We start from the raw sequence: 21,351 nt of genomic DNA on the forward strand, positions 1-21,351 counted from the left end.
GCGTCAGCACTGTGCGTGCCGATGCCAATGGCGATGCCAGCAGGCGACTGGCGGCAGGCGTTGTCGCACACGCCTGCCGCGATGCAGAGCATGCCTCACGTCGTTCTCCAACGCCGTCAGGACCACCGCATGTTCACTCAGACAGCTCGACGTCAGCGTTCCCCCACACCATCATGCAGGCGCTGCGGCACGGCGCTCTACGAGCACGTCGCGTTTTGCCCGTATTGCGGCATCGATCATCCGCTTGCCGCACCGGGAGAAATAGCGGCCGCCGCACAGGCGAGCGTGGCGAGCGCCACGATGCAACCGGCGCAACACGCCGCGCTCATCGCCGCCGCACCTGTGGCACCGGCGCACACGCCTTACGCCGATGCGCTCGCTTCGCTGGAAAGCCCAGGCGCCATGCCCCGAGGCAAATCGCGTTGGGGCTTCATGCGCGCTGCGATGATCGTCACGGCGCTCACGCTCGTGTATGTGAGCCTGTTGCTGCTCACCGGCAATCGCCCGGACAGAGCATCGGATACCACCGACGTCGCGCGCACCGCCAGCGGCTCCATCACGCCGTCCACACCAGGCGCGTCGTCCAGCGGCACGGCAACGAGCGCCACCACGAGCACCGCAAACGCGCCACAAGCCAGCGCGGATTCGGCCCGGCAGGCTCCGCGTTTCGCGAATCTCGTCGAAAGTCTGCGCGCCGCGCGCGCGAGCCTTGCCACGAATAATCTCAGCGATGCGCGCATCGCGCTCGACGCCGCCGCGGCAATGGAGCCGAAGCGCGAAGACGTGCGGCAGTTCCAGCGCGACCTTGCCGCTATCGAAGTGCGTCGCGACGCGGCACTGCGCAGCGCGCGGCAGTGCGAACAGAACCGCATGTGGCCCTGCGTGCGGCAATACGCGAACACCGCGCTCAGCATCGACTCGGGCAGCAACGACGCCAAGGCGCTGCTGCAACACGCCATCGTCGCGTCGGCCTGGACAGCGCTTCCGCAACAGCAGGCGTCGCATGCTCCCGCGCGAGCCGCCGCGCAGGCAGCGCATACATCACGCGCACCACGCAAGGAAGCAGCGACGACGGATTCGACAACGAATACGGCGAGCCCGCCCGACACCAGCGAGATCGACGCACAGCAACGCGCCATCGTGGAATCGGGCTGGAAGCATCCGCCCAGCAACGCGGCGCCTGCGCAGTAAGCGCGCGCACTTTCCACGACGATTCGCATCGCCAGCACCTCGCACCCCGCCACGACCGAAGACCGTTTCGACCACGCTTCGCGCGCCGCGCGTCGGCGCGCGCGTGTTCCACCTTGCACGAATGAGGGGACAACCATGTTGAAGACACTTCTCGCGGGCTGGCTCGCGCTCATGCTCGCGGCTTGTTTCGCGACCTTCTCCTGGGCCGCGACGCCGCCGGCGCGCTACAAGATCGTGACGGGCCCTGAGCGCGGCACGTACATCCAGATCGGGCAGGATCTGTCGAAATGGGTGGCGGAGCCGGCCGGCATCGATCTGGAGGTGATGCCATCGAAGGGTTCCGCGGAAAACGTGCAGCGCATGCGCTACGAGCCCGGCGTGAAGCTTGCGCTCGTGCAGTCGGACGTGTACCAGGCTTATCTCGACATGGCGAACGCGGGCAACCCGGATGCGGGCAGCACGATTCGTCCATTGCGGCTCATCATGCCGCTCTACGACGAAGAGATTCATTTCCTCGTGCGCGCGGACTCGCCGTTGCGAAGCATCAACGAGATCAAGGACAAGACCATCAGCGTGGGCCTCATCGGCAGCGGCACGGCACAGTCGGCCACCACGTTGTACCGGCTGATGTTCGGCCAGCCCATTCCCGAACAGAACGTGCAGCACTTCAGCAACGAAGACGCGCTCGCCGCGCTGATCGTCAAGAAGATCGACGTGGCCGTGGTGGTGGCCGGGCAACCGGCCAAGCTCTTCACCGACATGAACCCCGATTTGCTGCAACAGCTGCGCATTCTGCGCGTGGACCCATCCGCGCCCGAAACGGCGCGCGCGCAGCAGGCCTATTTCCCCGCGACGATCCGCACCTCCAGCTACCCGAACTGGCTCAAGGAGGACGTGCCCACGTTCACCGTGAAAGCGTTTCTCGTGACGTACGACTACGGCCTGCGCGACACCGTCTTCCATCTCAACCGCTTCGCCGATTCGCTTTGCGAGAACTTCGACAACCTTCAGGAGCACGGGCATCCGAAGTGGAAGCAGGTCAAGCTGGAGTTGCCGAATCTCGGCAAGGGGTGGCAGTACTATCCGCCCGTCGAAAGGCGCCTGCGCGCGTGCATTGCGCGGCGAGCGGAGGGCGGCAATGGAGCGCCACAAGAGGCCGCCACGCGCAGAGCCGCGCCAAGAACGAACTGCACGAATCAGGAGCGTCTGCTTCTGCTGTGCAAGTGAGAGACTCGATCAAACGTTTGTATGAATCCGGCTGCGGCGTTGGGCGCAATGGTGTGCGCAATGGCTCGCAGACGCCGCGATTTTTTCAGGTGCGCAACGCACACTGGCCACACGAACCCGCGCCTTGACATGCAACCTTATGGTTGCATATTATCCTGATCGACGGCAGCGGCTGCGTCGGCACAGCATCCGGCGTCTCACGGTGCCGCGCACGCACGCCTTCCCCTGCACAAAGGAGCCCGATCATGGCCGGCAGCACCTTCGTCTACGTCACCTACATCCGCACGTCGCCCGAAGCGCTTTGGGACGCGCTCACCAGCCCCGCGTTCATGAAGCAGTACTGGTTCGGCATGCACATCGAAGCCGAGTGGAAAGCCGGTGCTTCGTGGAAGATGCTGTTCCCGGACGGGCGCGTGGCCGACACCGGCGAGATCGTGGCGTTCGACCCGCCGAAGCGGCTCGCCCTGCGTTGGCGCAACGAATTCAGGCCGGAGCTGAAGGAAGAAGGCTATTCGGTGTGCGTGATGGAGATCGAGCCCCAACCCAATGCGGCGAAGCTCACGGTCACGCACGCGATGGAACGCGACCTGCCGGATTCCGGCTTCATCAAGGCTGTTTCGGGCGGCTGGCCGCGTATTCTGTCGAACCTCAAGTCGCTGCTCGAAACCGGCCAGGTGGTGGCAGCGGCGCACCCCGAGGTGCATTGAGCGGCGCGCGGGCCACGGGCATGCCCTCGCCCGGGCGGGCCGCGCATCGCTGGAACGCCACTACGATCGGCCCCGGTCCGACTTGCCATCGTGCGGGCCCATCTCGCGCGCGGGCCAGTCGGTCCATCGGTCCGCGCGCGTTGCCTCATACGCCTCGTTCATCGGGTAGCGAATGCGGTTCTCGTCTTTTGGCGGCTCGCCGATCACTATCAGCCGCACCTCGGTATCCGTGTTGTTGATGAACGTGTGACAGATTCCCGTACCCGCCGGAAACGCCACGGAATCGCCCGGTTCGAGACGGTGCAGATGGCCGTCTATCCACACGTCCGGCGTGCCTTCCAGCACGAACACAAACTCCTCTTCGGCGCTTTCGGCGTGCGGATACGACGTGCGCCGTCCCGGCAGCAAGCGGTTGTGATGAATGCCGATGCGCGTCAGTCCCAATTTGCGGGCAAGCGGCGCGTTGATCGCCATGCGCTCGGTGTCGCCCTTGTAGTGCTTGTTGTCTTCGTCTTCCAGTTCTGTCCAATGCCGGATGAAGCCGGGTCGTTCCATGTGGGACTCCTTGTTGGCGTTGCTTTCGCCCTTCTGATTCAGTCTTTCGCGTCGTGACTGCGTGCCCGCATCGGGACACGTGCAACAAGCGCTTTAAACAGCGCCGCCATCGCAATTTAACATTCATACGAAATGGCGCGACACGTACAATGCGCCCGCCTCTTTTAACAAAATGGCGGGCACCACTCATACCCGCGATCGCGGTTTCCAGTTTGGCACCCCACCTGCGACACGCCGCAAGCCAATGCGGTTGGCTATCCATCGCTGCGCGTGTACCGCGCAGTCGTCGCGGCGTCTAAAGATTGCGGACGGCAAGCCGTTAAAGGAAGGGCAGCATTTCGGATATTGCTCAGTACCCGCTAAATTGTTACGCGTCCAAAAAGGACAGATTTGATGCTATAAACGCGGGACGGCGCCGCGACGCGGCGACCTCCCTCGGGCGAAAAGCTTTATCTGAAGATTGCCGCCCAGCACCACTGCTACACCATCAAATGCTGAGCCGCAGCCGATATGGCTTCGGCCGCTTCGGCCATTGCGGCATGCTCCAGGGCAGACCGCGAGGGACAGTTTTTGAGTTTGTGCATGTGATCGCAAAGGACGGACAAATGCGCCTCGGCGTCGGCCCTTCTCCACTGCCCAGCCCGCGAAGCCGTGGGCGCATTTCGCGCAAGGCGACGCGCGCATGCGGCCATTTGTCTGGCAGTTTCGCGCGTTTCGTATTCAGGGTTCTTGCCGGTACATTCATTCCCGCGTTCGGCACCCTCTCGTTTCGTTCCTTCGTGCGCGGCACTTCGCTGATTTGTGTGCGATTTGGTGCGCCATTTAGTGCGCGATTTCGTGTGCAATTGGGTGCGTTATCTGGTGCGCTATGGCTTGCGATGCTGTTCCCGGGCTTGCTGCTTGCAGCGGCGCCCGCGCTTGCGTACGACAACGTGCTGCGCGTGCTCGCATGGCCCGGCTACGCCGACAGCGACGTCGTAAAGACTTTCGAGTCGCGCTACAACGCGCACGTTGAAGTCACCTTTGTCGATTCGGACGAAGCGCTGTGGAGCAAGATGCACACGGGCAAGGTGCCGCAGTTCGACGTGCTGGCGGCCAACACCGCTGAGATTCATCGCTACACGCAGGAGAACCTGCTCGCGCCGCTCGATCTCGCGAGTCTGCCGAACACGCAACGTCAGTTGCCGCGTTTTCGTGCGCTGTCGTCCATCAAAGGGCTCACGCAGAACGGCAATGCGTACGGCATTCCGTTCACCTATTCGTCGATGGGTCTCATCTACGATCGCAAACAGGTGCCGGTGGCCCCGCGCTCGATGAACGAGCTATGGAATCCGCGCTACCGCGGCAAGGTGCTCGACTTCAACAGCGCGCAGCACAACTTCTCGTTCGCCGCGCTCGCACTCGGCTACACGCAGCCGTTCCAGTTGAGCCCCGAGCAGATGCACAAGATCGCGCTGAAGCTCGTGGACCTGCGTCGCAATCTGCTGACCTATTACACGCTGCCTGAAGAAGCCACGGCGTTCTTCGTGCAACACAAGGTTGCGCTCATGTTCGGCAATTACGGCACGCAGCAACTCGAGCAGTTGCGCAAAGCCGGGGCCGATGTCGGCTACGTGATTCCCGACGAAGGCGCACTAGCATGGCTCGATTGCTGGGCGATGACGGTGGCCGCGAAGAACCGCGCGCTTGCGCTCGAGTGGATCAACTACATGCTGGAACCCGACGTCAGCGCGCTGCTGCCCCAACGCCAGGGGCTTGCCGATACGTTGACCGAACCGCCGGGCTATACGAGCGAACACGCCCACCTCGTCTGGATTCAACCCGTGGAAAACGCCGAACAGCGCGAGTCGCTGTGGAACCGCATCGTCTCGGGCGACCGGCCGGAGCGTTTCCAATGATCCGCTCGGGCCTGACCTTCAAGCTCTCCATTCTGCTCGCGCTAATCGGCGTGCTTGCATCCGGGTCGACGGGCTACTACGCGTACCGCGCCAATCGCACCATGCTGGTGGGCGAAGCCAGTCGCAATCTGCTCACTTCGACAGAGCTGCTCGGCCAGCGCTTTTCGCAGACCATCGACGACATGGCCGCCGACACGCTCGTGCTCGCCGCCATGCCGTCGTCCTCGCTCGTTGCGAGCGCCACGGACGACAAGGCCATCCGCCCGGACCGCGCGCGGCTCTCGCAGGTGTTCGCGAGCTTCATGAAGCACCATTCCGAGTATCTGCAGGCGCGGCTCATTTCACGCGACGGTTATGGTCTGGAACGGATCCGCTTCGACCGCGAAGGCGCGGGCGCTACGCAGGTCGGCGACGAGAGCCTGCAGGAGAAGGGCCAGTTCGCGTACGTGTTCGACACGTTGGCGCTGCCGCCAGGCCGCGTGTATGTGGGACCCATCACCATCAATCACGAACACGGCTCGCACTACGCCGAGGGCCGTCCCACGCTACGCCTTGCCACGCCCGTGGCGACGCCAGCCGGGCGCGTGGTGGGCGTGGTGGTGGTGGACGTGGATCTGGCCGCGATGTTCCAGCGGCTGCAGGCCGACTTGCCTGCGGCTTACGACGTGTATCTCGCCAACGAATGGGGCGACTTCCTCGTGCATCCCGATGTGTCGAAAACCTTCGGTTTCGACAAAGGCCGCCGCATCCTCATGCAGGACAGTTTTCCCGCCACGCAGCCGCTCTTCGAGCGCTCGACAGACACGTTGCTTCTCAACGGCCTCGCTCACCCCGAACAGGCGCCGGGCGAAGTACTCGCCTTCGTGCGGCGACCCTTCGGGCAGACCGCCGGCAATCGCTTCATCGTGCTGGGTCTCGGCAAGCCGCTTGCGGGCGTGCTGACAGGCGCGAACCTGCTGGGCGACGAGATCGTGCGCATGGTGCTGGTTTCCAGCGCGCTCGCCATCCTGCTTGCCATCCTGTTCGCTCGCGCGCTCACGAAGCCTCTCCAGATCCTCACGCACGCCGCCACGCATTTCCTTTCCGAGCACACCATGGACCCGCTGCCGCTCAGGCGCACGGACGAAATCGGCGTGCTGGCCCGCTGCTTCGACCGCATGCGGCGCGAGATCCGCTCGCAGGTGAATGCGCTGCACGACAAGCAGCACGAACTCGTGCATCTGGCCAATCACGACGTGCTCACGGGCCTGCCTAATCGCATGCTCTTCATGCACCGGCTCGAAACGGCGATACGCCAGGCCGCCGCGCATCACGACCGGCTGGCTGTGTTGTTCGTGGACCTGGACCGCTTCAAGCAGATCAACGACCAGTTCGGCCATTCCGTTGGCGACAGTGTGCTGACGGCCGTGGCCCGCCGCTTGCAGCAGGTATTGACCGGCGAGCACACGGTGGCGCGACTGGGCGGCGACGAGTTCATCGTGCTCGTGGAAGGTGCTCTGGCAACTGATCAGGCCTCCGAACTGGCGGATCGCATCGTGCGGGCACTCGACGACGACCTGCCCGTGGACGGCCGGCGCATGACCGTAGGCGCGAGCATCGGCATTGCGGAGTATCCGCAGGACGGCTCGTCCGCCCGCGAACTGCTGCTCAACGCGGATGCGGCCATGTATGCGGCGAAGTCGGAAGGACGCAGCTTCTCGCTGCGCTATTGCCAGCTGCCGGAAGTACAACGCTTGAAGGTAGCGGGTGCAAAGCCCGCTCAACACAACGACACGACGCCCATGCCGGCGCAGGACGACGCCGAACCGGTAGAGTAAAGCGCGGCGGCTTTCACGAAGGCCCAATGCTGCCGCGCCATTGCATCACATCAGCGTGCGGCTACCTTGCGTTGCCGCCAGAGGCACAGCAGATCGCACGCAATGTGCGCGGCGGCGAGCGCCGTGATCTCGCTCTGGTCGTAGGCCGGTGCCACTTCCACCACGTCGGCGCCCACCATGTTGACGCTCCCCAACCCTCGCACGATGGCGAGCGCCTGTGCAGACGTGAGGCCGCCGGGCACCGGCGTGCCCGTGCCCGGCGCGAACGCAGGGTCGAGACAGTCGATATCGAAGGTCAGATAGGTAGGCCGGTCGCCCACGATCGAAGCAATACGCTGGACCGCGGCGCGCGGCCCATGCTCGTGCACCCACGCCGCGTCGAGCAGATTGATGCCGAGAAAGTCGTCGTTCCACGTGCGAATGCCGACCTGCACCGACGTCTTCGGATCGATCAACCCTTCCTTCACAGCCTTGTAGAACATCGTGCCGTGGTTGAGGCTGTCGGGACTATCGTCGGCCCAGGTGTCGCAATGCGCATCGAAGTGAATGAGCGAAAGCGGCTTGCCGTACTTCTCCGCGTGCGCGATCAGCAGCGGATATGTGACGTAGTGATCGCCGCCGAACGTGAGCATCTTCGCGCCCGACTTCAGGATGGTGCGGGCATGCTCGACGATGGCCGGTTTAATGGAAAGCGGATTGTGCGCGTCGAACCAGCAGTCGCCGTAGTCGATCACGGCGAGCTGATCGAACGGATTGAAGCCCCATGGGTACGGGTGCAGTTCCGCGAGTTGCACGCTCGCCGCACGCACGCCCGCGGGCCCAAGACGTGCGCCGGAGCGAAACGTCGTCGCAAGATCGAGCGGTATGCCGGAGACGACGACATCCGCGCCGTCCAGTGTGCGCGTGTACGTGCGTCGCATGAACGAGAGCACGCCCGCGTAGGTGTTTTCGATAGAAGAACCGTAGAGAGAGGAGCGGCGGATCGCACCGTCGCCATAGAGGAGCTCAGTCATGAAATGACCTGTTGGAGGACCGGCGCGTGCGCGCGTTCTGCGGCAACGTGCCGGGAGTCGGATTCATTGGGAACGCGGCGGCACCTTGCGTACGCGCCGCCGCGCTGGCTTGCGAATCCTTTAGCGCAGCCGCACGAGCGTGGACTTCAGCTCGGTGTACTTCTCCAGTGCGTGCAACGACTTGTCGCGGCCGTTGCCCGATTGCTTGTAACCGCCGAAGGGGAAATTCATGTCGCCGCCTTCGTCGTAACAGTTGACCCATACGGTGCCCGCGCGCAGACGTCGTGCCACTTCGTGCGCCGTGGTGAGATTGCCGGTCCAGACCGCGGCGGCCAAGCCGTAGTCGCTGTCGTTGGCAATGCTGACCGCTTCGTCGATGGAGTCGAACGTGATGACCGAGAGCACCGGGCCGAAGATTTCTTCTCGCGCGATCTTCGCATCGGGCGCCGTGTCGAACACGGTAGGCTCCACATAGAAACCGCCCGACGACTCGTTCACGCGCGCACCGCCCGTCAGCAGCTTCGCTTCCTTGCGCCCCGCCTCGATATAGCCCAGCACACGATCGAGCTGCACCTGGTCCACGATGGCCCCCATCGAGACCTTCGGATCGAGAGGATTGCCAGGTACATAGCTGCGTGCGGCGGCAATGACTTTCTCGATGAACACGTCTTTGATGTCGCGATGCACGAGTAGCCGCGAACCCGCCGTGCACATCTCGCCCATGTTGTAGAAGATCGCGCCGGCCGCGGCGTTGGCGGCGCGGTCCATGTCCGGGCAATCGGGCAACACGATGTTCGGCGACTTGCCGCCCAACTCGAGCCACACGCGCTTCAGATTCGATTGCCCCGCGTACTGCATGATGAGCTTGCCCACGTTCGTGGAACCCGTGAACGCAAGGCAATCCACGTCGTTGTGAAGCGCGAGCAGCTTGCCGGGTTCGCCGCCGCCCGGCACCACGTTGAAGACCCCCGCCGGGAAGCCTGCTTCCTTCGCAAGCTGCGCGACCTTGATCGCCGTGAGCGGCGACTTTTCCGAGGGCTTCAGCACGACGCTATTGCCGGCGGCGAGCGCGGGGCCGAACTTCCATGCGGCCATCAGAATGGGGAAATTCCACGGCACCACGGCGGCCACTACGCCAAGCGGCTCACGCGTCACGAGCCCGACCAGATGATGGTCCGCGGGCGCGACTTCACCGCCCACCTTGTCGATGGCTTCGGCGAACCATTCGACGCAATAGGCCGCGCCCGGTACATCGACAGTTGTCGTGTCGCCGATCGGCTTGCCCGCGTCAAGCGTTTCGAGCAACGCGAGTTCGTCGAGATGCTCGCGCATCAACGCAGCCCAGCGCAGCAGAATGGCCTTGCGCTTGCGCGGGTTCAGCCCTGCCCACACCTGCGCGTCGAACGCGCGGCGTGCCGCGGCCACTGCCGCATCGACGTCGGCGGCACCACAGTCCGCCACCTTCGCAAGCACGCGCGCGTCGATAGGGCTCACGCAGTCGAATGTCTTGCCCGACTGCGCATGGCGGTATTCGCCGTCGATGAATGCGCGCCCTTCGATTGCGAGCGTCGCGGCCTTGTCCTGCCAGTAAGCCAGAGTCGTCTTGTCCATCAGGATGCCTCAATGTTGGGCGGCTCGCGCCAGCACACGCAGCACGGCGCAGCGTGCGAATGCGAGCCGCGTTGGCGCAACGTCAGAAGGTGGGCGGCGAATTCGCCGACACGACCTCGCAGACGTGTTCCGCGCTGGGATTGCGAAAACGGTGTGGCAAGCGGCTTTCGAAGTAATAGCTGTCGCCGGGGTCCAGCAGCCACGTGGCGCCGTCCACAGTCAGCTCGAGTTGCCCCGCTACGACGACGCCGCCTTCGTGGCCTGCATGCGTGAGCATCTCGGGGCCCGTATCTGAGAGCGGCTGATAGACCTCGCGCATGATGCCCATGTTGCGGTCTTTCACGCTGGCGCCCGCAAGATAGAACTCGATGGAAGCGCTGCCCAGATTCGGCATCTCGCAGCGACGCGACACCACCGTGCGGTCTTCCACCACTTCGAACGTGAAGAACTCGGCGAGGCTCATGGGAATACATTCGAGCAGCTTCTTGAGCGAGCCCACGGAAGGGCTTACGCGGCTCTGCTCGATGAGCGAGATGGTGCCGTTCGTCACGCCCGCGCGTTTTGCGAGTTCGCGCTGCGAAAGCCCATGTTTCTTACGCACGTAACGCAAACGGGTAGCAACTTCAGTGGACGTGGATGCGGCTTCGGACACGATGAGAGAGCGTCGGAATACGACGGGTGCGTAGGAAAGGTGTTGAATATTCTAATCACTTTCCCCCGTTTTCCGCCTGGGGAAACCCTGCAAGGTGTTCGAAATAATGGACGCTCCAAACCCTATTCCTTTTTTGAATGATTTATTCCGACCTCGGGGAAACCCCTGAGTCGAGTTTTCGAAAAAAAGATTTGACGGCGTTTTTGGCTCGTATATGCTGATCTACAAGGTCGGCATCACGGTGTCGTCACAATGCGCGGTTCGATCAATACGTTGCGCATGCGATGGCTCCCAGCGGCCGGCCAATGTCCCGATTCCTTAAACGCTCCGTGCGTTTCATCGAGCGGGGCGTTCAATACTTTCAACGTCGTCAGTCGAGTGTAATCGTGAGAGTCCGTGGCCCTCTGGTAAGGTGGGATCGAAGTCATGCGAGGTGTCTTCGCAGTGACTCGTCCATCTCCGACGGCAGTAGCGGCAGGCTTGCCTCTCGCCTGTTCCTGTCCGTCTTCACCATCCTGTCCCGTCGTTCGGTACGGCGTCACAACGCAACGTCCGCGCGCGCGTTCATCGCCGTGCGCACCGACGAAGTCGCTTCGCTGCTGCCGTAGCGCCTCTCCTCCTTTCGCGGTTCGCTTCACCCGTCTATTGCGGCGCCTCGCTCGTGCGATGGTCCACGCCACGGTATGCGGTCGTCCGTTGCGCGCGCGCTTCAACTGCATTGCGCCGCACATTGGACCGAAGCGGACAGCCTACATGATCGAAACGCGCAGCGCGGTTCGCTAGCGTCGAACCGCCTGTAGTGCCCTTCAAGAAGCGGCTTTCGCAATTTGCGCAGCCGCGGGGTCATGTCGCGCCTTTATTTTGTTAATCGTTATTCGCGAAACAGAAATAAGGCAATAAAAGGCAACGTGAAGTCATGCAAAAAAAACCATTGGTCGGCATAACAGCCGATAGAACCATGATGGGTTCGCACCCGTCGCACGTCACCGGCGAGAAATACATCGCGGCGGTGGTGGACGGCGCCGGCGCGCTCGCCATGCTGTTGCCCGCGCTCGGCGTGCGGCAGACGGCGGCAGACGTTCTGGATGCGGTGGACGGCCTGCTCTTTACCGGCAGCTACTCGAATGTCGAGCCGCACCGTTACGGCGGCCGGCCCAGCGCGCCCGGCACACTGCACGACCCGGCACGCGACGCCACCACGCTGCCGCTGATGCGCGCGGCCATCGAAGCAGGCGTGCCGGTACTCGCCATCTGCCGCGGCTTTCAGGAAATGAACGTCGTGTTCGGCGGCACGCTGCATCAGGAAGTGCATGCCGTGGACGGCCTCGACGACCACCGCGAGGACAAGAACCAGGAACTCCATGTGCAGTACGGACCCGCGCACGCCATTCGCCTCACCGCAGGCGGCGTGTTGCAGCGCCTCGCTTCCGGGGCCACCGAAGCCCGCGTGAATTCGCTGCATGGGCAAGGCATCGAGAAGCTCGGTGCGGGCCTCGCGGTCGAAGCGGTGGCGCCGGACGGGCTGATCGAAGCGGTAAGCGTGGAAGGCGCGCGCGCCTTTGCGCTCGGCGTGCAATGGCATCCCGAATGGAAGCATGCCGAAGACGCGCTATCCACCGCGATCTTCCGCGCGTTCGGTGCCGCGTGCCGCGAACGGATGCTTGCCCGAATACAGATCGGGGCCGACCTTCACGCGCCCATCGCCGCGAAAGTCTGAGCCGGCCCTCACAAATACTGAGAGAACAATCATGCATGAAATAGACGAATTTCTGAAAAAGCATCACATCACTGAAATCGAAGCAATCATTCCCGACATGGCCGGCATTGCGCGCGGCAAGATCATTCCGCGCAGCAAGTTCGAATCAGGCGAGTCGATGCGTCTGCCCCAGGCCGTCATGATCCAGACCGTCACCGGCGAGTATCCGGAAGACGGCACCCTCACCGGCGTGACGGACCCCGACATGGTCTGCGTGCCCGACCCGTCCACCATCCGCATCATTCCCTGGGCCGTCGATCCCACCGCGCAGGTCATTCACGATTGCGTCCATTTCGACGGCACGCCTGTCGAAATTTCCCCGCGCCGCGTATTGCGCCGCGTGCTCGATCTCTACAAGGCGAAGGGCTGGAAGCCTGTCGTCGCGCCGGAACTCGAGTTCTATCTGGTGGAAATGAACAAGGACCCGGACATGCCGCTCGCGCCGCCCGTGGGCCGCACGGGACGTCCCGAAACGGGCCGCCAGGCGTATTCGATCGAAGCGGTCAATGAATTCGATCCGCTTTTCGAGGACATCTACGAGTACTGCGACGTGCAGGACCTGGAGGTGGACACGCTCATCCACGAGGTGGGCGCCGCGCAAATGGAGATCAACTTCCTGCACGGCGACCCGCTCAACCTGGCCGACCGCGTGTTCCTCTTCAAGCGCACCGTGCGTGAAGCCGCGCTGCGCCATCACATGTACGCCACGTTCATGTCGAAGCCCATGGAGAACGAGCCCGGTTCCGCGATGCACGTGCATCAAAGTCTGGTGAGCGAAGAGACCGGCCAGAACCTCTTCACGGGCAGCGACGGCAAGGCCACCGACATGTTCTACGGCTACATCGCCGGCCTGCAGAAGTACACGCCCGCGCTGATGCCCATCTTCGCGCCGTACATCAACTCGTATCGCCGGCTCTCGCGCTTCATGGCCGCGCCCATCAACGTGCAATGGGGCTTCGACAACCGCACGGTGGGTTTCCGCATTCCGTACTCGTCGCCGGCTGCAAGGCGTATCGAGAACCGTATTCCGGGCGTGGACTGCAATCCGTATCTCGCCATCGCGGCAACGCTCGCGGCGGGCTACCTCGGCATGACGCAGCACCTCAAGCCCACCGACCCGCTCACGAGCGACGGCTACGAACTGCCGTACCAGTTGCCGCGCAACCTCGAAGAAGGTCTCACGTTGATGGCCGCGTGCGAGCCGCTCAACTCGATGCTGGGCGAGAAGTTCGTCAAGGCCTACCTGGCACTGAAGGAAACCGAATACGAAGCGTTCTTCCGCGTGATCAGTTCGTGGGAACGCAAACATCTGCTGCTGCACGTCTAACGCGACGCGCAGACACATTGGAGGCAACATGACTTACCGGACAGAAGAATCGGCATGGGTACAGGTGGCACCTGCCGCCCCCGTGGCGGGCGCGCAGGTCGCCCAGCAACGCAGCACCGCGGAATATCGTGCGCTCGACGCGGCGCATCATATCCATCCGTTCTCGGACATGGGTTCGCTGAATCGCTCGGGCAGCCGCGTCATCGTGAAGGCGCAGGGCGTTTATCTGTGGGACTCCGAAGGCAACAAGATCATCGACGGCATGGCCGGGTTGTGGTGCGTGAACGTGGGATACGGCCGCAAGGAACTGGCGGAAGCGGCCTACCGGCAGATGCAGGAGCTGCCCTACTACAACACGTTCTTCAAGACCACGCACCCGCCCGTCATCGAGCTTTCCGCGCTACTGGCGGAAATCACGCCGGCACCGTTCACGCACTTCTTCTACTGCAACAGCGGATCGGAAGGCAACGACACGGTGCTGCGCACGGTGCATCAATACTGGATCACGCAAGGCAAGCCTTCGAAGAAGTACGTCATCTCGCGCAAGAACGCCTATCACGGTTCCACGATTGCGGGCGCCACGCTGGGCGGCATGGGCTACATGCACGAACAGATGCCTTCGAAAGTCGAGCACATCGTTCACATCGACCAGCCCTACTACTTCGGCGAAGCCGAGGCCGGCATGACACCCGAGGCGTTCGGCCTGGCACGCGCGCAGCAGCTCGAAGCGAAGATTCTCGAGCTGGGTGCGGAAAACGTGGCCGCATTCATCGGTGAGCCTTTCCAGGGGGCCGGCGGCGTGATCTTCCCGCCCTCCACGTATTGGCCGGAGATCCAGCGCATCTGCCGCAAGTACGACATCCTGCTCGCGGCCGATGAAGTGATCGGCGGGTTCGGGCGCACCGGCGAATGGTTCGCACACCAGCATTTCGGTTTCGAGCCGGACCTCATCACCTTGGCCAAGGGTCTCACGAGCGGCTACATCCCGATGGGCGCGGTGGGTCTGCACGAGCGCGTTGCGAAGGCGATCATCGAGCACGGCGAGTTCAACCACGGGCTCACGTATTCGGGCCATCCGGTTGCTGCTGCCGTGGCACTGGCGAATCTCAAACTGCTGCGCGACGGCAAGATCGTGGAGCGCGTGAAGAACGATACGGGCCCGTACTTCCAGCAACTGCTGCGCGAAACGTTCGCGGGTCATCCGTTGATCGGCGAGATTGCGGGCGCGGGTCTCGTTGCCGGGTTGCAGCTTGCCGAAGATCCGAAGACGCGCAAGCGCTTCGAAAACGGCGGCGACGTAGGCACGCTTTGCCGCGACTTCTGCTTCAACGGCAACCTCATCATGCGAGCCACCGGCGACCGGATGCTGCTTTCGCCGCCCCTCGTCATCACGAGGCAGGAAATCGACGAACTCGTGTCGAAGGCGAAGATGGCCGTCGACGCAACGGCGCAACAACTGGGTCTTTCGTAACTGCCACACCTTCGGACGGCGGCCTATGGGGTGCACCGCGGGGGTGTACCGGGGCGAGCCGCCGTCCGGCTCTCACCTTCAGGGGAATAACCATGCGTGTTTGTCATCTTCGTCATGCAGTCGCAAGTGCGGCGGTTCTCGTGTTCGGCGGTCTCGCGGCGTTTTCGAGTCCGGCGGTGCAGGCGGCCGACACCGAGTTGAACGTCTATAACTGGTCCGACTACATCGCGAAGGACACGATTCCGAACTTCGAGAAGCAAAGCGGCGTCAAGGTCAAGTACGACAACTACGACAGCGACGACACGCTGCAGGCCAAGCTGCTTGCAGGCAGCTCGGGTTACGACATCGTGGTGCCCACGTCGAACTACATGGCCAAGCAGATCCAGGCCGGCGTGTACCAAAAGCTCGACAAATCGAAGATTCCGAATCTGGCCAACCTCGACCCCGTGTTGATGAAGATGATTTCCGACGCCGACCCGGGCAACCAGTACGGCGTGCCCTGGGCGTACGGCACCGACGGCGTGGGCTACAACGTGCAGGCCGTCAAGAAGGCGCTGGGCGACAACGCGCCCGTGGACAGCTGGGCGCTGGTGCTCGATCCGCAATACCTCTCCAAGCTGAAGGGCTGCGGCGTGTCGTTCCTCGATCAGGCCGTGGACGTGTTCGCCGCCACGCTGCAATACATGCACAAGGACCCGAACAGCACGAACCCTGCGGACTACCAGGCAGCGTTCCAGGTGCTCAAGCAGGTTCGCCCGTACATCACGCAGTTCAACTCGTCGGGCTATATCAACGACCTCGTGAACAACGACGTCTGCGTGGCGCTGGGCTGGTCCGGCGACGTCGGCATTGCGCGCCGCCGTGCAGAAGAAGCCAAGCGTTCGTATGAGATCAAGTTCTCGAACCCGAAAGAAGGCGGCCTGCTGTGGTTCGACGTCATGGTGATTCCGAAGGATGCGCCGCATCCTGAAGCGGCCATGAAGTGGATCAACTACATCGAAGACCCGAAGGTCAACGCCGCGATCACGAACGAAGTGTTCTACCCCACCGCGAATCGCGCGGCTCGCCAGTTCGTCGTGCCCGCCGTCGCGCAGGACACCACGGTTTACCCGTCCGAAGACGTGCTGAAGAAAATGACGCTGATGCGGCCGATGCCGGCAGACATCCTGCGTCTTGAAAACCGTCTCTGGGCTCAGCTGAAGACCGGTCACTAACCCGACGCACAACACCGTCCACGTTTGCGGGAAAGGCGTCGCTCGACACCTCTTCCGCGCGAAGTCAGCAATCCGGCAGTTCGGCAGCGCGCGTGCGAACGCGCGCGGTCTCCCCGATTACCGCAGCAGTCCCCCCTGCGAATCGCCGTGCGCGCCTCGTGTGGGAGCACTCGCGCCTGCGATTGCGCAGGTCCAGCAAGGAAGGAATGGTTACATCATGAAATCGACGCCTTCAGTCAATGCCGCACAGATGGCGCGCCCGCCCGCGGCGGGGCAAACGAAAACCGACGAGTTCGTGCGCATCGAAAACGTCGTCAAGAAATTCGGCGACAGCACCGCCGTGGACAACGTGAGCCTCAGCATCGCGAAGAACGAGCTGTTTGCGCTGCTCGGCAGTTCCGGCTGCGGCAAGTCCACGTTGCTGCGCATGCTCGCCGGACTGGAGACGGCCACCTCCGGCCGCATCTTCGTGGACGGCGAAGACCTCGCCACGCTCCCGCCGTACCGCAGGCCCGTGAACATGATGTTCCAGTCGTACGCGCTCTTTCCGCACATGACGGTGGAAGCGAACGTCGCGTTCGGCCTCAAGCAGGAAGGCACGCCGAAGAACGAGATCCGCGATCGCGTAGCCGACGTGCTGAACCTCGTGCAGATGAGCCGCTACGCACAACGCAAGCCGCATCAGCTTTCCGGTGGTCAGCAGCAACGTGTGGCGCTGGCGCGCTCGCTCGTGAAGCGCCCCAAGCTGCTCCTGCTCGACGAACCGATGTCCGCACTCGACAAGAAGATTCGCCAGAAGACGCAGCTCGAACTCGTGAACATCATCGAGAAAGTGGACGTGACCTGTGTGATGGTCACGCACGACCAGGAAGAAGCCATGACGATGGCAAGCCGCCTCGCCGTGATGAGCGAAGGCCGCATCGTGCAGATCGGTACGCCTAACCAGGTGTACGAGTTTCCGAACAGCCGCTTCTCCGCGGAATTCATCGGCTCGACCAATCTCTTCGAAGGTGTGGTGGTGGAAGACGAGCCCGATCACATCTTCGTGGAAAGCGAAGACCTGGAAGCGCGCATGTATGTGAGCCACGGCGTGACCGGTCCGCTCGGCATGCCGGTGGGCATTTCCGTGCGGCCCGAGCGTGTGCGCGTCACGCGCGAGCGGCCCTCTGCGCCGCATAACTGGGCGCGCGGCGTGGTAACGGATGTTGCGTACATGGGCAGCTATTCGCTCTACCACGTGCGCCTTCCGAGCGGCAAAGTCGTGGTCTCGAATCTCTCCAGCTCGCACCTCATGCAAGACGGTGCGCCCGACTACAACGACGACGTGTTCGTCTCCTGGTCGCCGGCTAGCGGCGTGGTGCTGACGCAATGAGAAACCCTGCCTCCCCCTCCTTGCCGGTGGTGAACGGCAGCGCCGCGTCGGTGCGCGCCACGCTGGCACGCGCGTTTTCGCGCTTCATTCCATCCGGACGCTCCACGGTAATCGGTGTGCCGTTCGTATGGCTCGTGGTGTTCTTCGCGTTGCCGTTCGTGCTGGTGCTGAAGATCAGCTTCGCCGACCAGATGATGAGCATTCCGCCCTACACGGCCTTGATGAGCGTGAAGGACGGCATGGTGCACTTCGCATTGCAGCTCGGGCACTACGCGTTCCTGCTGCAGGACAGCCTCTACATCGCCACCTACATCAGCTCGCTGAAGATGGCAGCCGTATCCACGCTGCTGTGCCTGTTGATCGGCTACCCCATTTCGTACTACATCGCACGTTCGGCCCCGGCCACGCGCAACATTCTGATGATGGGCGTGATGCTGCCGTTCTGGACGTCGTTCCTGATTCGCGTCTACGCCTGGATCGGCATCCTGAAAGACGACGGGCTGCTCAATCACGCGCTCATGGCCATCGGCCTCATCCATAACCCGCTGCGGCTTTATCACAGCGACGCGGGCGTCTATATCGGCATGGTGTATTCGTATCTGCCGTTCATGGTGATGCCGCTCTACGCGCACCTCGTGAAGATGGACCTCACGCTGCTGGAAGCCGCCTACGACCTGGGCGCGAAGCCGTGGGTAGCATTCACGCGCATCACGTTGCCGCTTTCGAAGAACGGCATCATCGCGGGCAGCCTGCTCGTGTTCATTCCCGCGGTGGGCGAGTACGTGATTCCCGAGTTACTGGGCGGCGCGGACACGCTGATGCTGGGCCGTGTGATGTGGGACGAGTTCTTCAACAACATGGACTGGCCCATGGCTTCCGCGGTAACGGTCGCAATGGTCATGCTGCTGCTCGTACCGATGGCGGTCTTTCAGTATTACCAGGTCAAAGAACTGGGAGACGCGAAATGATCAAGCCCAACAAGACGCTTTCCGTAGGCGTGCTCTCGCTCGGCTTCCTGTTTCTGTACATCCCGATCATCAGCCTCGTCGTCTACTCGTTCAACGAATCGAAGCTCGTGACGGTGTGGTCGGGCTTTTCGTTCAAGTGGTACGCGGCACTGCTTCAGGATGACGAACTACTTTCGGCCGCGTGGCTCTCGCTCAAGATCGGCCTGATGACGGCCTTCGCTTCGGTGGTGATCGGCACGTGGGCCGGGTTCGTGCTGGCGCGCTTCGGGCGCTTTCGCGGCTTCACGCTGTACACCGCGATGATCAACGCCCCGCTCGTGATTCCCGAAGTGATTCAGGGCATCTCGCTGCTGCTGCTCTTCGTGGCGATGGAGCAGATCTTGGGCTGGCCCAAGGGACGCGGCGTCTTCACGATGTGGATCGGTCACGTCATGTTGTGCGTTTCGTATGTGGCGATCATCGTGCAGTCGCGCGTGAAGGAACTGAACAAGTCGCTGGAAGAGGCCGCGCTCGATCTGGGTGCCACGCCGCTCAAGGTGTTCTTCGTGATCACCTTGCCGCTGATCTCGCAGGCATTGATCTCGGGCTGGCTGCTCTCGTTCACGCTTTCCATCGACGACCTCGTGCTCTCCGCGTTTCTCTCCGGGCCCGGCTCCACCACGCTGCCGCTCGTCGTGTTCTCGCGCGTGCGCCTCGGCCTGAATCCTGAAATGAACGCGCTCGCCACACTCTTCATTACGGCCGTGACGGTCGGCGTCATCGTCGTGAACCAGTTCATGGTGGTACGCGAGCGGCGTCGTCTGCGCGACATGCAGATGGCTTTTTCGCAACCCTCGCATTCGGATACGTCCGACACCGATTCGCCGCAACCCCGAACCGCCGCCGCGCGCAAAACGCTCGGCACGGCCTGAAGCAGACGCCACACGCATTGAAGCCGAAGTGATCCGCCATACGACCGACGATAAGGAGAATCCTGATGAGAAAGAAGCTAATCTGTCTGCTCGTGGCCGGGGCGTTGCCCGGCATCGCATTCGCAGACTCCACAAGCGCGCAGATCAAGGCCCTGCAGGCGCAGTTGAACGCGCTGCAAAAGGAAGTGAAGGACCTGAAGTCGCAACTGGCCACGAAGCCGGCGGCCGGCGCGGCCACTGCGGCCGAGCCCGCGCCGGTCGATATCTCGTCGCCGGACTATGGCAAGGCTCGCGCCACGCTGACGAACGACGAAGTAACGGAAATGAAGCAGCAGATCGCAAACCAGCAGCTCAAGGTGGACTCACTCACCGACGCTGCGAACACGGGGCCGATCGCGGGTCTTTCCGTTACGGGCTACATCGACCCGACCTACGTGTATAACCGCGCGCCGGGCACGTCGTCGTTCCTGTTCGCCAATCACGAGAGCGCCTACAACTACTTCAACAGCACGTTCGGCGACCTCTATCTCGACATCAAGAAGACCTTTGGCGTAGGCCCGATGGCGCCGTCCGCCGAAATCACCTTGATGCCGAACCGCGGCAACGGCATCACGCTGCTCACCAACGAGCACGGCAACATCGGCAACAACATCCTCAACACGGCGGTGGTGAACGTGCCGCTCACCGCGAGCACCACGCTCGTGGCGGGCTTGATTCCGAGCTTCGGCGGCTATGAGGTGCAGCAGTCGAACCAGATGCTCACGCTCACGCATAACCTGCTGTACGACTTCTCGGATCCGGGCAGCTACATCGGTATCGGCGCGAACTACACGTCGGGCAACTGGGCGTGGAAGTTCTTCCTCGGCAACGAGCAGTACCGCACGTATGGTTCCGTTACGCAGACGGGCACGAACGCGTTCGGCGAACCGATCACGACCAGCAACAAGATTCCGACCTTCACGGCGCGTGCGGACTACACGTGGTCGAGCGCGCTGGATATCGGCGGGTCGTTCAATTTCGGGCGGCAGACGTTGTCGGCATCGGCCGCTACGGACTCCAATGGCAATCCGATTCCTGTGACCTACGGCCCCGGCGGCCAGGCCTCAAGCTCGGCCGGCTACTACGTCTTCGGCGAACTCGATGCAACCTACACGCTCGCAGACGTTCAGTACAACGCGGAAATCGACTACGGTCAGCAGCAACGCGCCGCCTTCAACGGCGGCAACGCGCAATGGTACGGTCTCTCGCTGCTCGCGCACCGCAAGTTCAACATGCCGGGCTTGGGACGCATGGGTGCTACGGCGCGTTACGACCTGCTCGTGGATAGCAAGAACGGCGGCGGTGGCGGCGGCATCGTGCTAGCTGGCAACGGCATGGACAGCGCCAACGGCTTCGGCATCGGTGCCGACTGCCTGGCTGCATCGAAGGCCAATGGCGGCCTCGGCTTCGAGTGCAAGGGTGCAAACCGCCAGGACGTAGCGCTGGACCTGCTGTTCTATCCGACCCAGCAGATCACGGTGAAGGTCGAATATCGCCACGACTGGGCCAACAAGAACGTGTTCCTGCGCAACGACGGTTCGTACACGAAGAGCAACGACCTGATCGCCACGCAGTTCATCTACTCGTTCTGATCGCTCCGATGTCTCGCGTTGTAGTTTGAC

Annotated in this window: 18 protein-coding genes; 14 read left to right on the forward strand and 4 right to left on the reverse strand. The window is 62.8% G+C overall.

All coding sequences use genetic code 11. From position 1 onward, the window contains the following. Nucleotides 1-129 precede the first annotated feature (129 nt). From U0042_RS03125 to U0042_RS03135, 3 genes are all read left to right on the forward strand, one after another. The gene (locus tag U0042_RS03125) at nt 130-1,191 is read left to right on the forward strand and encodes a zinc ribbon domain-containing protein (protein ID WP_157977789.1); all 1,062 of its coding nucleotides are present in this window, start codon (nt 130-132) and stop codon (nt 1,189-1,191) included. Between the two features lie 135 nt (nt 1,192-1,326). Beyond that, nucleotides 1,327-2,418 (forward strand): TAXI family TRAP transporter solute-binding subunit, encoded by a 1,092-nt coding sequence (locus U0042_RS03130; RefSeq protein ID WP_114809817.1) that lies wholly within the window; start codon nt 1,327-1,329, stop codon nt 2,416-2,418. Nucleotides 2,419-2,663: 245 nt separating this feature from the next. After that, the gene (locus U0042_RS03135) at nt 2,664-3,125 is read left to right on the forward strand and encodes an SRPBCC family protein (protein ID WP_114809818.1); all 462 of its coding nucleotides are present in this window, start codon (nt 2,664-2,666) and stop codon (nt 3,123-3,125) included. Between the two features lie 60 nt (nt 3,126-3,185). Here U0042_RS03135 and U0042_RS03140 read toward each other — a convergent pair whose 3' ends face one another. Next, nucleotides 3,186-3,680, reverse strand: a complete 495-nt coding sequence (locus U0042_RS03140) for a cupin domain-containing protein (protein ID WP_114809819.1) — start codon at nt 3,678-3,680, stop codon at nt 3,186-3,188. 878 nt (nt 3,681-4,558) lie between these two features. On the opposite strand from U0042_RS03140, the gene U0042_RS03145 reads away from it, so the two are divergent. Together U0042_RS03145 and U0042_RS03150 are read left to right on the forward strand one after the other, a co-directional pair. Continuing rightward, nucleotides 4,559-5,578 carry an extracellular solute-binding protein gene (locus U0042_RS03145; RefSeq protein ID WP_114809820.1) on the forward strand — a complete coding sequence of 340 codons (1,020 nt, stop codon included), beginning with the start codon at nt 4,559-4,561 and terminating at the stop codon, nt 5,576-5,578. After that, entirely contained in the window at nt 5,575-7,395 is a 1,821-nt protein-coding gene (locus U0042_RS03150) for a diguanylate cyclase domain-containing protein (protein ID WP_114809821.1), read from the forward strand. The genes U0042_RS03145 and U0042_RS03150 overlap by 4 nt, the downstream gene beginning before the upstream one ends. 50 nt (nt 7,396-7,445) lie before the next feature. Here U0042_RS03150 and speB read toward each other — a convergent pair whose 3' ends face one another. The 3 genes from speB to U0042_RS03165 all read right to left on the reverse strand — a co-directional run bounded on the left by speB (nt 7,446) and on the right by U0042_RS03165 (nt 10,671). Beyond that, nucleotides 7,446-8,408, reverse strand: a complete 963-nt coding sequence (gene speB / locus U0042_RS03155) for an agmatinase (RefSeq protein ID WP_114809822.1) — start codon at nt 8,406-8,408, stop codon at nt 7,446-7,448. A 120-nt stretch (nt 8,409-8,528) separates the two neighbouring features. Then, nucleotides 8,529-10,019: an aldehyde dehydrogenase gene (locus tag U0042_RS03160; protein WP_114809823.1), complete on the reverse strand. Its 1,491-nt coding sequence runs from the start codon at nt 10,017-10,019 to the stop codon at nt 8,529-8,531. Nucleotides 10,020-10,101: 82 nt separating this feature from the next. Next, complete coding sequence (locus tag U0042_RS03165) at nt 10,102-10,671, reverse strand: cupin domain-containing protein (RefSeq protein ID WP_114809824.1); 570 nt, start codon at nt 10,669-10,671, stop codon at nt 10,102-10,104. A gap of 386 nt (nt 10,672-11,057) precedes the next feature. On the opposite strand from U0042_RS03165, the gene U0042_RS03170 reads away from it, so the two are divergent. From U0042_RS03170 to U0042_RS03210, 9 genes are all read left to right on the forward strand, one after another. Beyond that, nucleotides 11,058-11,279: a hypothetical protein gene (locus U0042_RS03170; protein ID WP_232833271.1), complete on the forward strand. Its 222-nt coding sequence runs from the start codon at nt 11,058-11,060 to the stop codon at nt 11,277-11,279. Between the two features lie 308 nt (nt 11,280-11,587). Beyond that, the gene (locus U0042_RS03175; RefSeq protein WP_114809826.1) at nt 11,588-12,388 is read left to right on the forward strand and encodes a gamma-glutamyl-gamma-aminobutyrate hydrolase family protein; all 801 of its coding nucleotides are present in this window, start codon (nt 11,588-11,590) and stop codon (nt 12,386-12,388) included. Between the two features lie 31 nt (nt 12,389-12,419). Next, nucleotides 12,420-13,754, forward strand: a complete 1,335-nt coding sequence (locus U0042_RS03180) for a glutamine synthetase family protein (RefSeq protein ID WP_114809827.1) — start codon at nt 12,420-12,422, stop codon at nt 13,752-13,754. A gap of 28 nt (nt 13,755-13,782) precedes the next feature. Continuing rightward, on the forward strand, nt 13,783-15,225 hold the full coding sequence (locus tag U0042_RS03185) for an aspartate aminotransferase family protein (RefSeq protein WP_114809828.1): 1,443 nt from the start codon (nt 13,783-13,785) through the stop codon (nt 15,223-15,225). Nucleotides 15,226-15,317: 92 nt separating this feature from the next. Continuing rightward, complete coding sequence (locus U0042_RS03190) at nt 15,318-16,439, forward strand: polyamine ABC transporter substrate-binding protein (RefSeq protein ID WP_114809829.1); 1,122 nt, start codon at nt 15,318-15,320, stop codon at nt 16,437-16,439. A gap of 217 nt (nt 16,440-16,656) precedes the next feature. After that, entirely contained in the window at nt 16,657-17,811 is a 1,155-nt protein-coding gene (locus tag U0042_RS03195; RefSeq protein ID WP_114809830.1) for an ABC transporter ATP-binding protein, read from the forward strand. Further along, nucleotides 17,808-18,779 carry an ABC transporter permease subunit gene (locus U0042_RS03200; protein ID WP_114809831.1) on the forward strand — a complete coding sequence of 324 codons (972 nt, stop codon included), beginning with the start codon at nt 17,808-17,810 and terminating at the stop codon, nt 18,777-18,779. The genes U0042_RS03195 and U0042_RS03200 overlap by 4 nt, the downstream gene beginning before the upstream one ends. Continuing rightward, the gene (locus U0042_RS03205) at nt 18,776-19,690 is read left to right on the forward strand and encodes an ABC transporter permease subunit (protein WP_114809832.1); all 915 of its coding nucleotides are present in this window, start codon (nt 18,776-18,778) and stop codon (nt 19,688-19,690) included. The genes U0042_RS03200 and U0042_RS03205 overlap by 4 nt, the downstream gene beginning before the upstream one ends. Before the next feature lie 65 nt (nt 19,691-19,755). Then, complete coding sequence (locus U0042_RS03210; protein WP_114809833.1) at nt 19,756-21,321, forward strand: DUF3138 family protein; 1,566 nt, start codon at nt 19,756-19,758, stop codon at nt 21,319-21,321. The last annotated feature ends 30 nt before the right edge of the window (nt 21,322-21,351 follow it).

Origin of the sequence: Paraburkholderia kururiensis (assembly GCF_034424375.1) — a bacterium.
Classification (GTDB): Bacteria; Pseudomonadota; Gammaproteobacteria; order Burkholderiales; family Burkholderiaceae; genus Paraburkholderia; species Paraburkholderia kururiensis_A.

Coding starts and splice junctions, on each gene's coding strand:
- U0042_RS03145 (WP_114809820.1), top strand. CDS start 4,559: ATGCTGTTCCCGGGCTTGCTGCTTGCAGCGGCGCCCGCGCTTGCGTAC.
- U0042_RS03190 (WP_114809829.1), top strand. CDS start 15,318: ATGCGTGTTTGTCATCTTCGTCATGCAGTCGCAAGTGCGGCGGTTCTC.
- speB (WP_114809822.1), bottom strand. CDS start 8,408: ATGACTGAGCTCCTCTATGGCGACGGTGCGATCCGCCGCTCCTCTCTC.
- U0042_RS03135 (WP_114809818.1), top strand. CDS start 2,664: ATGGCCGGCAGCACCTTCGTCTACGTCACCTACATCCGCACGTCGCCC.
- U0042_RS03185 (WP_114809828.1), top strand. CDS start 13,783: ATGACTTACCGGACAGAAGAATCGGCATGGGTACAGGTGGCACCTGCC.
- U0042_RS03205 (WP_114809832.1), top strand. CDS start 18,776: ATGATCAAGCCCAACAAGACGCTTTCCGTAGGCGTGCTCTCGCTCGGC.
- U0042_RS03160 (WP_114809823.1), bottom strand. CDS start 10,019: ATGGACAAGACGACTCTGGCTTACTGGCAGGACAAGGCCGCGACGCTC.
- U0042_RS03210 (WP_114809833.1), top strand. CDS start 19,756: ATGAGAAAGAAGCTAATCTGTCTGCTCGTGGCCGGGGCGTTGCCCGGC.
- U0042_RS03175 (WP_114809826.1), top strand. CDS start 11,588: ATGCAAAAAAAACCATTGGTCGGCATAACAGCCGATAGAACCATGATG.
- U0042_RS03150 (WP_114809821.1), top strand. CDS start 5,575: ATGATCCGCTCGGGCCTGACCTTCAAGCTCTCCATTCTGCTCGCGCTA.
- U0042_RS03200 (WP_114809831.1), top strand. CDS start 17,808: ATGAGAAACCCTGCCTCCCCCTCCTTGCCGGTGGTGAACGGCAGCGCC.
- U0042_RS03130 (WP_114809817.1), top strand. CDS start 1,327: ATGTTGAAGACACTTCTCGCGGGCTGGCTCGCGCTCATGCTCGCGGCT.
- U0042_RS03195 (WP_114809830.1), top strand. CDS start 16,657: ATGAAATCGACGCCTTCAGTCAATGCCGCACAGATGGCGCGCCCGCCC.
- U0042_RS03140 (WP_114809819.1), bottom strand. CDS start 3,680: ATGGAACGACCCGGCTTCATCCGGCATTGGACAGAACTGGAAGACGAA.
- U0042_RS03180 (WP_114809827.1), top strand. CDS start 12,420: ATGCATGAAATAGACGAATTTCTGAAAAAGCATCACATCACTGAAATC.
- U0042_RS03125 (WP_157977789.1), top strand. CDS start 130: ATGTTCACTCAGACAGCTCGACGTCAGCGTTCCCCCACACCATCATGC.